Raw genomic sequence first — 14,198 nt, 5'->3', positions numbered from 1 at the left:
CGTCCTTGCTGTGTCGGGTCAGGCAGCTGCGCTGCCGCTTTGCACGAAGGAGGAACGGGAATGAGCGAGACGGCAGTCCACCAGCAGGCGAACAACACCATCACCGGGGTCGTGCCCTATCTCAGTGTCGACGGCGCCGTGGCGGCGGCCGAACTCTACAAGCGGGCCTTCGGCGCCGAGGAACTCGCCCGGCAGCCGCTCGACGAGAAGGGCCGGACGATGCACATCCATCTGCGCATCCATGGCGGCTCGGTGATGCTGTGCGACTTCTATCCCGAATATGGCCACGAGAAGCAGGCGGCGCAGGGCTACACGCTGCATCTGCAGGTCGCTGATCCCGACATGTGGTGGCGCCGGGCGGAAGGCGCGGGCCTGACCGTCGTGAACCCCCTTCAGACGATGTTCTGGGGCGACCGCTATGGTCAGCTGCGCGACAGCTTCGGCGTCATGTGGTCGATCGGCGGCACCTGATCGACGATCCCGTCAATGAAAACGGCGCGGAGTGGTCTCCGCGCCGTCATCGTATCCAGCTTGCTCAGGATCAGGCGGCGGCCGAAGCGCTGCCTTCCACGGGAACCTCGGCGATCGTCTTCAGCACGCGCGAGGCGATCTGGTAGGGGTCGCCCTGGGAGTTCGGGCGGCGATCCTCGAGATAGCCCTTGTAGCCGTTGCGGACGAACGAGTGCGGCACGCGGATGGATGCGCCACGGTCAGCCACGCCATAGGAGAACTTGTTCCACGGCGCCGTCTCGTGCTTGCCGGTCAGACGCAGATGGTTGTCCGGTCCATAGACGGCGATATGCTCCTGAAGGTTCTTGTCGAACGCCGCCATGAGCTTCTCAAAATAGTCCTTGCCGCCAACTTCGCGCATATAGGCGGTCGAGAAGTTGCAGTGCATGCCCGAGCCGTTCCAGTCGGTGTCGCCGAGCGGCTTGCAGTGGAACTCGATGTCGACGCCGTACTTCTCGGTCAGGCGCAGCAGCAGGTAGCGCGCCATCCAGACTTCGTCAGCGGCCTTCTTGGAGCCCTTGCCGAAAATCTGGAATTCCCACTGGCCCTTCGCCACTTCGGCGTTGATGCCCTCATGGTTGATGCCGGCCGCGAGGCAAAGGTCGAGATGCTCCTCGACGATCTCGCGCGCGACGTCGCCCACATTCTTGAAACCGACGCCCGTGTAGTACGGGCCCTGCGGCGCCGGATAGCCGGCGGCCGGGAAGCCCAGCGGGCGGCCGTCCTTGTAGAAGAAATACTCCTGCTCGAAGCCGAACCAGGCGCCGGAATCGTCCAGGATGGTCGCGCGGGCGTTCGAGGGATGAGGGGTGACGCCGTCGGGCATCATGACTTCGCACATGACCAGGGCGCCGTCCTTGCGGGCCGGGTCGGGATAGATCGCGACGGGCTTCAGCACGCAGTCGGAGCTGCGGCCTTCGGCCTGCATCGTCGAGGAACCGTCGAAGCCCCAGAGCGGGAGCTCCTCGAGGGTCGGGAATACGTCGAACTCCTTGATCTGCGTCTTGCCACGCAGGTTCGGCACGGGCGTGTAGCCGTCGAGCCAGATGTACTCCAGTTTGAACTTTGTCATTTAGGTCTCTCGTTCAGTGATGACGCGACGCGCCCGGAACCCTTCGCCTGTCAGAGCCGTCGCCCGATCGGTCGCCAGCGCCGCCCTCGATCTTGCATTTTGCATGCCACGCCGCCGCCCGCTATGCGCGCACTGCCGCAGGCGCGACGAATTTCGCGGCATCGCGACGGCCGCCGCATGACCGCGCTCAGGTCTCGCGACCGATATCGACGCCCGAAGATGCTGCATTCTTCATCGCAAGCAATCGCGATGGCGCCTGAAAAGGCAGCAGTGTCCAGAAAATGCTCAGAGCAGCGGCGGCGACTGCCCTTCGACGCGTTTCATCACCGCGAGCATGGTGCCGAGCCAGCCATCAAAGTCCATTACTGAGCAAATTGTAGTCATTTGCTGCTCTTTGGCGCATTTTTGCGCGCAATCGGTGTGCAACCATGGTATGAGTCACTACATTGTTCGATGAGCGGTTTGCCGCACAGCGAAGGACAACTGAAATGACTGCGAGTGTTCAAAGAGAAACTGCGAAGATATACGCGTTTCCAGCCGGCGGACGGGCCGGCGTGAAAGGTCGTCTCGCCGGATATATTGGCGAGACCAGTCTCGAGCGCGAGGCGGCCATGCCGGCCATCGCCTGGGACAGCTGGTACCACGACGCTGCCATCGCCGAAGACGACCGCCTCGGTCAGCACTAATGGATGGCGACGGGCACAGCGAAGCAACGGCATCCCGGCTTCGGGGTGAAGACGAAAAAAGGGCCGATGCAGGCGATGCATCGGCCCTTTTGATTCTGCGGCCCGTTTGCGCAGTCGGTGGTCTCGCCTAGCGCGTCTCCCATTGCCGCGAGGGCGGGCCGACGGAGTTGCGGATGACGAGGTCCGGGACGAGCAGCAGCTCGCTCTCGGCCGGCTGGCCTTCCGACAGGAGTTCCAGGAGCAGGGCCATGGCATGCTTTCCGATCAGCGTGCGCGGCTGGCGGATTGTCGTCAGCGGCGGCGTCATGAACGAGGCCTGCGGAACGTCGTCGAACCCGGTCACCGAGAAATCGCGCGGCATCGTGTAGCCGCGCGCCGCGAGGCCGGTCATGACGCCGAGCGCGGTCTGGTCGTTGACGCACATGAAGGCCGTCGGCAGCGTGTCGCGCATGAACAGCTGCTCCACCGCGAGGCGACCGCTCTCGCTTGTGCCGTCGCCCTCCAGCACCATGCGCGGATCGAGCGGGATCCGTGCCGCGGCAAGGCCCTGCTCATAGCCTTCGCGACGGCGGCTGTAGGCGAGGCGGGTGCGCGAGTCGCCGATGAAGGCAATCTTGCGGTGACCCTCCGTGATGAGCAGGTCGATCGCCTTGCGCGCCCCGGCATGTTCGTCGACGCCGACATAGGGGATGCCGCCGTTGAAGACCGGCTCGAAGACGGCGACGCTCGGCGGCAACCGTGCCATCATGGTCTGGTGGCCGAAGGGCAGGATGCCGGTGAAGAGGATGAGACCCGCCGCCTGGTTCGAATCGAAAAACTTCAGATACTCGAGGCCGCGCTGCGCGTCGTTCTGCGTATGGCCGATCAGCACGCCATAGCCATGGGCGCGGGCCTCGTTTTCGAGCCCGATCAGGATGCTTGAGAAGTTCGGATCGCCGATGTCGGGCGCCACGACGAGGATCATGTTCGACCGGCCGAGGCGCAGGCTGCGCGCCATGGCGTTGGTCGTGTAGCCTGTGATCGCGATCGCCTGATTGACCTTGAGCCGCGTCGAGTTCGCGACCTTCTCCGGATTGTGGATCGCGCGCGACACCGTCGCGATCGACACCTGCGCGATGCGCGCGACATCCTCGATGGTCGCTGGCGTGGAATGAAACACTCTGGACTGCCCCGGATCGCCCTTCCGAAGGAGTCTACACAAACTCACCCTGCGATCAAAGCATGACGCGGAAAGGGCGCCTATTCAGCGGTATGAAAACCTTTACATCGCCGACTGAAAAGGTTTACATTGCCCCTCAAGCGGTGGAGGCCGCGGGTGGAGGGGGAGTCCATGAAGTCTGCCGATCCGGCTGGAGCGGACGTCGTTCTATCGGCGCGCCGCATCAGCAAGTCGTTCAGCGGCGTGCAGGTGCTGTTCAGCGTCGACTTCGAGCTGCGCCGCGGCGAGGTGCATGCCCTCATGGGCGAGAACGGCGCCGGCAAGTCCACCCTCGTCAAGATTCTCTCTGGCTTCGAACAGCCGACCTCGGGCGAGATCCTGCTCGACGGCGTCCCGGTGAAGCTGCCGGCCAACGGCGCCGCAGAGGCGCTTGGCATCGTCATCATCCATCAGGAATTCAATCTCGCCGAACATCTGACGGTGGCCGAGAGTCTGTTTCTCGGCCGCGAGGTGACGCGGTTCGGCGTGCTCGACCGCCGCTTCATGCGCGCCGAGGCGCGGCGCGTGCTCGACATGCTCGGATCGCATGTCGACGAGAACGCGCTTATCGGCAGCCTCGCGGTCGCCGACAAGCAGATGGTCGAGATCGCCAAGGCGATCAGCCGCGATGCCCGCGTCGTCATCATGGACGAGCCGACCGCCGTTCTTTCGCGCGAGGAGACCCGCGTCCTCTTTGACCAGGTGCGCAAGCTGCGCGCCGCCGGCACCAGCTTCATCTTCGTCTCGCACAAGCTCGACGAGGTGATGGAGCTGACCGACCGGGTCACGGTGCTGCGCGACGGCCAGTGGGTGAAGACGGCGCGCACGGAGGTGCTGGACGGCGAGTCGATCGCGCAGCTGATGGTCGGGCGCGAGCTTTCCAGCCTCTATCCGGCCAAGCACGAGCCGGACATCGACGAGAATATCCTGCTCTCCGTCCGCTCGGTGTCGACGGGGTTCGTGAAGGAAGCGAGCTTCGAGATCCGCCGCGGCGAGATCATCGGCTTCTCCGGCCTGATCGGCTCGGGACGGACGGAGCTGATGGAGGCCGTGGTGGGACTTCGGCCGCGCCTTTCCGGCCATGTCGCGGTGCGCGGCCAGGAACTGCCGTCCGGGGACGTCCATGCGGCCATCCGGGCCGGCCTCGCCTACATGACCAAGGATCGCAAGCACAAGGGCCTGCTGCTCGGCGAGGGCATGACGGCGAACCTGACGCTTCAATCGCTCGCACGGCATTCGCGCCGTGGCTATCTCGACCCGGCGAGCGAGGCCGCGGCCATGGATCGCGCGCGTCGCCGCTTCGACATACGCGTGCGCGACAACGCCGTCGCCGTCGGGCGCATGTCGGGCGGCAACCAGCAGAAGCTGCTGCTTGCCAAGGTGATGGAAACGGAGCCGCAGATCATCATCATCGACGAGCCGACCCGCGGCATCGATGTCGGCACCAAGCAGCAGATCTATCACTTCATCTCGGCGCTGGCGCGCGAGGGCAGGGCGATCGTCGTCGTCTCCTCGGAGATGCCGGAGGTGATCGGCCTCTGCACGCGGGTCGCGGTCATGCGCGAGGGGCGCATCGCCGGCATCCTCGAAGGCAGCGAGATCAACGAACACGAGATCATGCGCTACGCGGCCGGCCTCAAGAGCAAGGCCGCCTAGCCGATCGACGAGGCGGCGCCGATGAGGCGCCGTGAGGAGCCGGCGAGGACCGGACGGGGAGGTTTTTTCGTAAAATGACGGCCAATGACGACAACAGCGCGCTGGCGCGGCCGCGCCGCAGCTTTCGCGACGTCGATCTCCGGGCGGTCGCGCCCTTCGCGGCGCTGATCCTGCTCCTCATCGTCGGCGCGCTGGTCAATCCCAATTTCATCGGGATCAACAACCTCGCCAATGTCGCGACGCGCAGCGCCTTCATCGCCATCATCGCGGTCGGCGCCACCTTCGTGATCTCCTCCGGCGACCTCGACCTCTCGGTCGGCTCGATGGTCGCCTTCGTCGCCAGTCTCATGATCCTGTTCATGAATTCCGGCGCGATCTCCGATCCCGCACTGATGCTCGCGGCAGCGGCGCTCCTCGCCGTTGGCGTCGGCGCGCTATGCGGCCTCGCCAATGGCCTGATCACGACGCTCGGGCGGATCGAGCCCTTCATCGTCACGCTGGGCACGATGGGCATCTTCCGGGGACTGACGACATGGCTCTCGCAGGGCGGCGCGATCACGCTGCGCCAGCCCGAGCTGCAGGCGATGTATCGCCCGGTCTATTTCGGCTCGATCTTCGGCATCCCGATCCCGATCATCGTGATCTTTGTCGTCGCCGCGATCGCCGCCTTCGTTCTGTACCGCACCCGCTATGGCCGCCACGTCGTCGCCGTCGGCTCCAGCCGCGACGTCGCCCGCTATTCCGGCATCCACGTCAACCGCGTCCGCACCATCGCCTTCGTGATCCAGGGTCTCTGTGTCGCGATCGCCGTGCTTCTCTATGTGCCGCGCCTCGGCTCGACCTCCGCCACCACCGGCATCCTGTGGGAGCTGCAGGCCATCACGGCCGTCGTTGTCGGTGGCACAGCGCTCAAGGGCGGCTCCGGCCGCATCTGGGGCTCGATCTGCGGCGCATTCATCCTCGAGCTCGTGGGCAACATCATGCTGCTCTCGAACTTCATCAGCGAATATCTGATCGGGACGATCCAGGGCTCGATCATCATCATCGCGATGCTCGTCCAGCGTTCGCTGGTGCGGAAGTCGTGAGGGAGCCGGGCCGACGGGTCGCCCGGTTCGGAGGAACAAAGACCCGCCAATCAAGGGAGTGAGTTGATGATCAAGCAGTTTCTGGGCGCGGCCGCTCTCGCCGCCGCGCTCTCCGGCACCGCTTTTGCCCAGGATGCCAAGACCATCGGCGTCTCGATCCCGGCGGCCGACCACGGCTGGACGGCGGGCGTCGTCTATCACGCCGAGCGCGTCGCCGAGCAGATCCGCAAGGAGCATCCGGGCGCCAAGGTGATCGTGAAGACCTCGCCCGATCCGGCGAGCCAGGCCAACGCCGTCCAGGACCTCGCGGTGCAGGGGCTCGACGCCCTCGTGATCCTGCCGACCGATCCGGACCAGCTCGTCAACGCGATCAAGGAAGTGAAGGACGCCGGTACCTTCGTCGCGATCGTCGACCGCGCCCCGAGCGTCAATGATGACAGCGTGCGCGACCTCTATGTCGCGGGCAACAACCCGGCCCTCGGCGAGGTCGCCGGCGAATACATCAAGGCCAACACGCCGGACGCCGAAGTCGTCGTGATCCGCGGCATGCCTATTCCGATCGACCAGCAGCGCCAGGACGGCTTCGACAAGGGCATCGCCGGCTCGAACGTCAAGGTCCTCGACCGCCAGTTCGGCAACTGGAACCGCGACGACGCCTTCAAGGTGATGCAGGACTTCCTGACCAAGTATCCCAAGATCGACGTGGTGTGGTGCCAGGACGACGACATGGCGGTCGGCGTGCTCGAGGCCATCGAGCAGGCGAAGCGCACCGACATCAAGTATGTCGTCGCCGGCGCCGGCTCCAAGGACATGATCAAGCGCGTCATGGACGGCGACAAGATGATCCCGGTCGACGTGCTCTATCCGCCGGCGATGGTGGGGACGGCCATGGAGCTCACCGCCGCCGCGGTGTTCAACCAGGTCCCGGTGCGCGGCACCTACGTCCTCGACGCGACGCTCATCACCAAGGACAACGCCAAGAACTACTACTTCCCCGATTCGCCGTTCTGATCGGCGAGCGAAGGCCAAGACCGAACTGCCCGGGCATGCCCGGGCAGTTTTCGTTTGGGGGCCAGGCTCATTCGGACTGCTACCCACTAGAGAGGCCTGCATCAGCTGCTAGACTGGCGGCAATCCCACCATTGCGACGCCGCGGCCTCGCGCCCGCGGCGCGCACCGAACCTTTCACGTCGATCATGACGAAGCCGGTCGCGTTCAAGCGATCGTGGCGATTCCGGGAGGAGACGATTCCATGAAGATCACCGCTGTCACGCCGTTCCTCGTCAAGGAATGGAGGACGATGCTGTTCGTCAAGGTCGAGACCGACGAGGGCATCGTCGGGATCGGCGAGGCCGGACTCACCTCACGAGAGGACGGCGTGGCCGGGATCGTGCGCGCCCTGGCGCCGCTCGTCATCGGCGAGGACGCCATGCGCTCCGAGCATCTGTGGCAGTTGATGTGGCGCGGTGGCTTCCACCCCTCCGGACAGGTGCTGTCGTCGGCCATCGCCGCCATAGATATCGCGCTCTGGGACATCAAGGGAAAGGCGCTCGGGGTTCCCGTCTACCAGCTGCTCGGCGGCAAGGTGCGGGACAAGGTCGACACCTATTGTCATCTCGGCGACGGCAATTCCCCAGAGACGCTGCTAAAGTCGGCCCGGGCGCATCTCGAGGAGGGGTGGAACTGCCTGCGCTGGGCGAGCGGGTCCCGGCAGGACGGCGTCTATGAGCCGGGCAAGACGGTCGACGCCACAGTCGAGGCCTTTCGCCTGCTGCGGAGCGAACTCGGCCCGGATGTCGAGCTCTGTTTCGACGCGCATACCCGCATGAGCATGGCCGACGCCGTTAGGCTCTGCCGCGCCGTCGAGCCCTATCGCCCCATGTTCATCGAGGACCCGCTTCGTGTGGAGAACCCCGAGTCCTACCGCCGCCTGCGTGACCAGACCGCGGTGCCGATCGCAGCCGGCGAGCAACTGGGCACCAAATGGCAGTTCCGCGCGCTGATCGAGGAGGAGCTGATCGACTATGCGCGCATCGACATGTGCATCTGCGCCGGCTTCACGGAATCGCGCAAGATCGCCGGCTGGTGCGAGACGCATATGATCGACATCGCCGTTCACAACCCGATCGGGCCGGTCTCGACGGCGGCATGCCTGCATCTGAACGTCGCAACGCCGAACATGCTGGTGCAGGAACTGCCGCGCCGGCCCGGAGAGAGCCTGGCCGACGTGATCGTCAGCGAGCATCGCTGGAAGGATGGCTGGCTCATCCCGTCCGACGCGCCCGGGCTCGGCCTCGAGGTCGATTGGGAAGGACTCGCGCGTTACCCGTTCGTGCACGAGAACCTGCCGCTGTTCCGGCGCGAGGACGGCAGCTTCACCAACTGGTAGCGCTTCGCAGACGTGAGCGGAGCCAGCCGAAATCTGCCCTGTCCAGCGGTAGATCGACCTTCCCGGTCCACCTGAAAAAAAGGGCCCGGATACCGAGCCGAAGCAGCCGGTATCCGGGCCCAAAGAGGATCGCCATCAGCGGGAATCGGCGGCCGTCCGCCGAATCCCGCCTTTTCGCAGGCCTTCCGATCAGACCGAGAAATACATCTCGAACTCGATCGGATGCGGCGTCATCTCATAGGCCATCAGCTCTTCCCACTTCAGCTCGATATAGCTCTCGATGAAGTCGCGGGTGAACACGTCGCCGGCGAGCAGGAAGGCGTGATCCTTCCTGAGGCTCTCGAGCGCCTCGCGCAGCGAACCACACACCGTCGGGATCTTCTTCAGCTCCTTCGGCGGCAGGTCGTAGAGGTTCTTGTCCATCGCCTCGCCGGGATGGATCTTGTTCTTGATGCCGTCGAGACCGGCCATCAGCAGCGCCGAGAAGGCGAGATAGGGATTGGCCGTCGGATCGGGGAAGCGGACCTCGAGGCGCTTGGCCTTGGGCGAGGTCGTGTAGGGGATGCGCACGGAGGCTGAACGGTTGCGCGCCGAATAGGCGAGCAGCACCGGCGCCTCATAGCCCGGCACGAGGCGCTTGTAGGAGTTGGTCGACGGGTTGGTGAAGGCGTTGAGCGCCTTGGCGTGCTTCAGGATGCCGCCGATATAGTAGAGGCAGGTCTCCGAGAGGTCGGCATACTGGTTGCCGGCGAACACCGGCTTGCCGTCCTTCCAGATCGACTGGTGCACATGCATGCCCGAGCCGTTGTCGCCGAACACAGGCTTCGGCATGAAGGTCGCGGTCTTGCCATAGGCCTGCGCGACCTGGTGGATCGCGTACTTGTAGATCTGCAGATGGTCGGCGACGCGCGTCAGCGGCGCGAACTTGATGCCGAGCTCATGCTGCGCGGAGGCGACCTCGTGGTGGTGCTTCTCGACCGAGACGCCCATCGCCTTCATCTGCGCCAGCATCTCGCCGCGCAGGTCCTGATAGCTGTCGATCGGCGGAACGGGGAAGTAGCCGCCCTTCTTCTTCACGTGATGGCCGAGATTGCCACCCTCATAGTCCGTGTCGGAATTGATCGGCAGTTCCTGGTCGTCGAGCTTGAAGCCCGTGTTGTACGGGTCGACCTTGTACTTGACGTCGGAGAAGATGAAGAACTCGGCCTCGGGGCCGAAATAGACCGTGTCGCCGATGCCGGTCTGCTTCAGATAGGCCTCGGCCTTCTTGGCGATCGAGCGCGGGTCGCGGTTGTAGCTCTCGCCCGAGATCGGATCGATGATGTCGCCGACGATGACGAGCGTCGTCTGGGCGAAGAAGGGGTCGATGAAGGCGGTGTCCGGATCCGGCACCAGCGTCATGTCGGATTCGTTGATCGCCTTCCAGCCGGCGATCGACGAGCCGTCGAAGGCGGTACCTTCCGCGAAGATCTCCTCGTCGATGAGATCGATGTCGAACGTGACGTGCTGCCACTTGCCGCGCGGGTCAGTGAAGCGGAAGTCCACATATTTCACATCCTGATCCTTGATCAGCTTCAGGATGTCTTTGGCGGTCGTCATGGCGAGGGTCCTCTCTCACACTGAAGGGTGCCGGCGCAGCCCAACGGGCCGCTGCCGGCAGCCCACCGGAAACGGTATGTGAGATTATCAGGGCTGTCGCCGCTGGCTAGGGCCTCGACCGAACGAGCCGTTCAGATCGCGTCGAGACCGCTCTCGCCGGTACGGATGCGCACCGCCTCCTCGATGTTGGAGACGAAGATCTTCCCGTCGCCGATGCGGCCGGTCTGCGCAGCCTTGCGAATGGCGTCGACGGCGCGCTCGACCAGATCGTCGCCGAGGACGATCTCGACCTTCACCTTCGGCAGGAAGTCCACGACATATTCGGCGCCGCGATAGAGCTCGGTGTGACCCTTCTGGCGTCCGAAACCCTTGGCCTCGGTGACCGTGATGCCCTGGAGACCGACTTCCTGCAGCGCTTCCTTCACCTCATCGAGCTTGAACGGCTTGATGATCGCTTCGATCTTTTTCATTGCCTCCGCATCTCCGATGCTCAACTGGCCCCGGCCGTGTGACCGGCCCGTCGCCGACGCTTGCAGGCTCCGTGCCATATCTCCCGACGCCCGAAAACGCCGGAAAATTGGGCTCCCGGACTGCCATGCCGACGCTCGCAGCCAATGAAACCCGGCGGGGCCGGTGCATCAATAGGCAAATGAGCAAACTGTGTGCAGAACACCCCTTTTCCTTAGGGTGAGGCCGCCATGGGGTTAAGAAGGAGGATCTCTGCGCCCGCGCGCAGCTTCTCCGGGACCTCGACATGATCGAACTGCTCACGCCCGCTGAAATTTCCGCCGCCGATGCCGCGACGATCCGATCGGGAACACCCGGATACACGCTGATGAAGGCGGCCGGCCGCGCCGTGGCCGATATCGTTTCGCGCAGCCCTCTCGGAAGCCGCATCGCCATTCTCTGCGGGCCCGGCAACAATGGCGGCGACGGCTTCGTGGCGGCGCGGCTTCTGTCCGAGCGCGGCTATCGGGTCACGCTCGGCCTTCTCGGCGAACGGTCGGCGCTTAAGGGCGACGCCGCGAGCGCCGCGGCGGACTGGAAGGGCGAGGTGCTGCCGGCGGCTGCGCTCGATCTCGCAGCGGCCGATGTCGTGGTCGATGCGCTGTTCGGGGCCGGCCTCGCGCGTCCGCTCGAAGGCGCCGCCGCCGATACCGTGCGGGCTATCAACGCCGCCGGAGCACGGATCGTCGCCGTCGACCTGCCGAGCGGCGTCAACGGCGCCACAGGCGCCGTGATGGGGGAGGCGGTGCGCGCGGACGAGACGGTAACCTTCTTCCGCGCCAAGCCGGGTCACGTGCTCCTGCCAGGCCGCGTGCTCTGCGGACGCCTTTCGATCGCCGATATCGGCATTCGCGATACGGTCCTGCAGGCGATCGCGCCCAGCGCCTTCCGCAACCGCAAGGAACTCTGGGACTCCGCTTTTCCCGTTCCGCGGATCGACGGCCACAAATATGACAAGGGCCATCTCGTGGTGGTCTCGGGTCCGGCCTGGCATAGTGGCGCCGCCCGCATGGCCGCCCGCGCCGGGCTGAGGATCGGCGCCGGCCTCGCCACGATCGCCTCGCCGCCGGATGCCCTGCCAGAGAACGCGGCCCATCTGACCGCGATCATGCTGCGGCCCATGGAAGGCGCGGCGGGGCTCGCCGAGATTCTCACCGACAAACGGCTCGACGGCGTCGTGCTGGGGCCGGGCCTCGGCGGTGGGCAGGGTACGCGGGCGCTCGTCGAGGCGGCGCTCGGTTCCGGAGCTGCTGTCGTGCTCGACGCAGACGGCATCTCGGCCTTCCGCGAGGCGCCGCAAGCGCTCTTTGCCTTGATCGCCGGGCGCGCCGCGCCGGTCGTGATGACGCCGCACGACGGAGAATTCGCCCGCCTCTTCCCCGACCTCGCCGGCGAAGCCGGCAAGCTTCAGCGGGCGCGCGAGGCGGCACGGCGTTCAGGCGCGACCGTGCTGCTCAAGGGGCCGGATACGGTGGTCGCGAGCCCCGACGGCCGCGCCTCGATCGCCGACAATGCGCCGCCCTTCCTCGCCACCGCCGGATCGGGCGACGTCCTTTCCGGCATGATCGGCGGGCTCCTTTGCCAGAAGATGCCGGCCTTCGAGGCGGCGAGCGCCGGCGCCTATCTCCATGGCGAGGCGGGCTCTGTCCTCGGCCGCGGCCTCATCGCCGAGGACCTGCCCGAGGCGCTGCCCCGCGTCTTCCAGCGGCTTTTCGATTGACCCGGACCGGGCTGATGCTATAGAGCCGGCGCCTTAGTTATGGGCCTTGAGGGGTCCGGAACCATACGGCTGCCGCGGGCGTGGTGGAATTGGTAGACACGCTGGATTTAGGTTCCAGTGGCTCGCGCCGTGGGGGTTCAAGTCCCTCCGCCCGCACCAGGCGCCGCTGAAGAGCAAAAGACGATCCCGGCGAGACGCCAACCTTAAGAACGCACGAGACGGAAAGCGCTGAACATGCAGGTGACCGAGACCCTCTCCGAGGGCCTGAAACGTGAGCTCAAGATCGTGGTCCCCGCGGCGGATCTCGACAGCCGCCTCTCGGCGCGCCTCGAAGAGCTGAAGGGTCAGGTCCGCCTGAACGGCTTCCGCCCCGGCAAGGTGCCGACCGCGCATCTGCGTCGCCTCTACGGCAAGTCGGCGATGGCCGAGATCGTCCAGAACATCCTGAACGAGACCGCCCGCAAGACTCTCGAGGAGCGCGGCGAGCGCGCCGCCATGCAGCCGAGCTTCGCGCTGCCCGAGGACGAGGCAGAGGCCGGCGAGGTGCTCGACGGCAAGAAGGACCTTTCCTACACGATGACCTACGAGGTCCTGCCGAGCTTCGAGCTTGGCGACTTCGCGGGCATCAAGATCGATCGTCCGATCGCCGAGGTCACCGACGAGGAAGTCGACGCGGAAGTGGCGAAGCTCGCCCGTGACTCGGCCGATTTCGCGACCAAGGACGGCGCCGCCGAGAATGGCGACCGCGTCACCATTTCCTATGTCGGAAAGATCGACGGCGAGCCCTTCGAGGGCGGTGCCGACGAGAACGGCCAGGTCACGATCGGCTCGGGCCGCTTCATCCCCGGCTTCGAGGATCAGCTTATCGGCGCCAAGGTCGGCGAGGAGCGCGTCCTCAACGTGACCTTCCCCGAGAACTACGGCGCCAAGCATCTCGCCGGCAAGGCCGCGACCTTCGACGTCACCGTCAAGGACGTCGCTGCCCCGGTGGCCGCGACCGTTGACGACGAGTGGGCCAAGAAGTTCGGCCTCGAGTCGCTCGAGAAGCTGCGCGAGACGATGCGCGAGCAGATGCAGGGCCAGCTCGGCTCCGCGACGCGGACCAAGATCAAGCGCCAACTGCTCGACAAGCTCGACGAACTGCATTCCTTCGAACTGCCGCCGACCATGGTCGAGCAGGAGTTCGAGAATGTCTGGAACCAGGTGACGCAGGATCTGCAGCGCTCGGGCCGCACCTTCGAGGACGAGAATACGACCGAGGAAGCGGCCAAGGCCGACTACCGCAAGATCGCCGAGCGCCGCGTGCGCCTCGGCCTCGTCCTCTCCGAGATCGGCGAGGGCGCCAAGATCCAGGTCACCGACGAGGAGTTGCAGCGGGCGCTGGTCGACCGCATCCGCCAGTTCCCGGGCCAGGAGAAGGAAGTCTACGAGTTCTACCGCTCGAACCCCGAGGCGCTCGCGTCGCTGCGCGCCCCGATCTTCGAGGAGAAGGTGGTAGATCACGTTCTCGGCCTCGCCGACATCACGGACCGCACCGTCTCCCGCGAAGAGCTGCTCAAGGACGAGGAAGAGGGCCAGGCGTCTGCCTGATCGCCTCCAGTCCTCCTCCCCATTCGGGGCATGAGAACGCGCCGCGGCCCTCGCCGCGGCGCCGTCGTTTCTTGCGTCTGGCCGCGCCCCTTCCGAAGCCGGGGAAGCTGCCATATGTATGGGCTTCAGCGCCCCGGGAATCGGTCCATCCGATTGAGGTCGACCGGGGCCCCCTCAACCCTGTGG

At 65.5% G+C, this 14,198-nt stretch carries 12 protein-coding genes and 1 tRNA gene; 9 read left to right on the top strand and 4 right to left on the bottom strand.

The features are described 5' to 3' along the window. The first annotated feature begins 60 nt into the window (after positions 1–60). Complete coding sequence (locus QO015_RS04660) at positions 61–471, top strand: VOC family protein (RefSeq protein ID WP_266281154.1); 411 nt, start codon at positions 61–63, stop codon at positions 469–471. A gap of 70 nt (positions 472–541) precedes the next feature. On the opposite strand, the gene QO015_RS04655 is transcribed toward QO015_RS04660, so the two are convergent. Then, the gene (locus QO015_RS04655; protein WP_266281156.1) at positions 542–1,582 is read right to left on the bottom strand and encodes a glutamine synthetase beta-grasp domain-containing protein; all 1,041 of its coding nucleotides are present in this window, start codon (positions 1,580–1,582) and stop codon (positions 542–544) included. Positions 1,583–2,070: 488 nt separating this feature from the next. On the opposite strand from QO015_RS04655, the gene QO015_RS04650 reads away from it, so the two are divergent. Then, positions 2,071–2,268 (top strand): DUF2735 domain-containing protein, encoded by a 198-nt coding sequence (locus tag QO015_RS04650; protein ID WP_266281158.1) that lies wholly within the window; start codon positions 2,071–2,073, stop codon positions 2,266–2,268. A 127-nt stretch (positions 2,269–2,395) separates the two neighbouring features. On the opposite strand, the gene QO015_RS04645 is transcribed toward QO015_RS04650, so the two are convergent. Continuing rightward, complete coding sequence (locus tag QO015_RS04645; RefSeq protein WP_266281160.1) at positions 2,396–3,427, bottom strand: LacI family DNA-binding transcriptional regulator; 1,032 nt, start codon at positions 3,425–3,427, stop codon at positions 2,396–2,398. Between the two features lie 171 nt (positions 3,428–3,598). Here QO015_RS04645 and QO015_RS04640 point away from each other — a divergent pair, with 171 nt between their 5' ends. From QO015_RS04640 to dgoD, 4 genes are all read left to right on the top strand, one after another. After that, positions 3,599–5,122, top strand: a complete 1,524-nt coding sequence (locus QO015_RS04640; RefSeq protein ID WP_266281161.1) for a sugar ABC transporter ATP-binding protein — start codon at positions 3,599–3,601, stop codon at positions 5,120–5,122. Between the two features lie 74 nt (positions 5,123–5,196). Further along, complete coding sequence (locus QO015_RS04635) at positions 5,197–6,207, top strand: ABC transporter permease (protein ID WP_266281162.1); 1,011 nt, start codon at positions 5,197–5,199, stop codon at positions 6,205–6,207. Positions 6,208–6,273: 66 nt separating this feature from the next. Beyond that, positions 6,274–7,218 (top strand): substrate-binding domain-containing protein, encoded by a 945-nt coding sequence (locus QO015_RS04630; RefSeq protein WP_266281163.1) that lies wholly within the window; start codon positions 6,274–6,276, stop codon positions 7,216–7,218. A 241-nt stretch (positions 7,219–7,459) separates the two neighbouring features. After that, positions 7,460–8,596, top strand: a complete 1,137-nt coding sequence (gene dgoD, locus QO015_RS04625; RefSeq protein ID WP_266281164.1) for a galactonate dehydratase — start codon at positions 7,460–7,462, stop codon at positions 8,594–8,596. A gap of 189 nt (positions 8,597–8,785) precedes the next feature. Here dgoD and glnA read toward each other — a convergent pair whose 3' ends face one another. Then, the gene (gene glnA, locus QO015_RS04620) at positions 8,786–10,195 is read right to left on the bottom strand and encodes a type I glutamate--ammonia ligase (RefSeq protein WP_266281165.1); all 1,410 of its coding nucleotides are present in this window, start codon (positions 10,193–10,195) and stop codon (positions 8,786–8,788) included. Between the two features lie 131 nt (positions 10,196–10,326). Then, positions 10,327–10,665, bottom strand: coding sequence for a P-II family nitrogen regulator (locus QO015_RS04615; protein ID WP_073051175.1), 339 nt, complete (start codon positions 10,663–10,665; stop codon positions 10,327–10,329). Between the two features lie 284 nt (positions 10,666–10,949). Here QO015_RS04615 and QO015_RS04610 point away from each other — a divergent pair, with 284 nt between their 5' ends. The 3 genes from QO015_RS04610 (at position 10,950) to tig (ending at position 14,012) form a co-directional block, all read left to right on the top strand. Further along, complete coding sequence (locus QO015_RS04610; RefSeq protein ID WP_266281166.1) at positions 10,950–12,422, top strand: NAD(P)H-hydrate dehydratase; 1,473 nt, start codon at positions 10,950–10,952, stop codon at positions 12,420–12,422. Between the two features lie 74 nt (positions 12,423–12,496). Further along, a tRNA-Leu gene (locus QO015_RS04605) sits at positions 12,497–12,581 on the top strand. Positions 12,582–12,656: 75 nt separating this feature from the next. Continuing rightward, positions 12,657–14,012, top strand: coding sequence for a trigger factor (gene tig, locus QO015_RS04600; protein ID WP_266281167.1), 1,356 nt, complete (start codon positions 12,657–12,659; stop codon positions 14,010–14,012). Positions 14,013–14,198 lie beyond the last annotated feature (186 nt).

Origin of the sequence: Kaistia geumhonensis, from assembly GCF_030815145.1 — a bacterium.
Lineage (GTDB): Bacteria > Pseudomonadota > Alphaproteobacteria > Rhizobiales > Kaistiaceae > Kaistia > Kaistia geumhonensis.
This window is presented reverse-complemented; position numbering and strand designations above follow the sequence as displayed.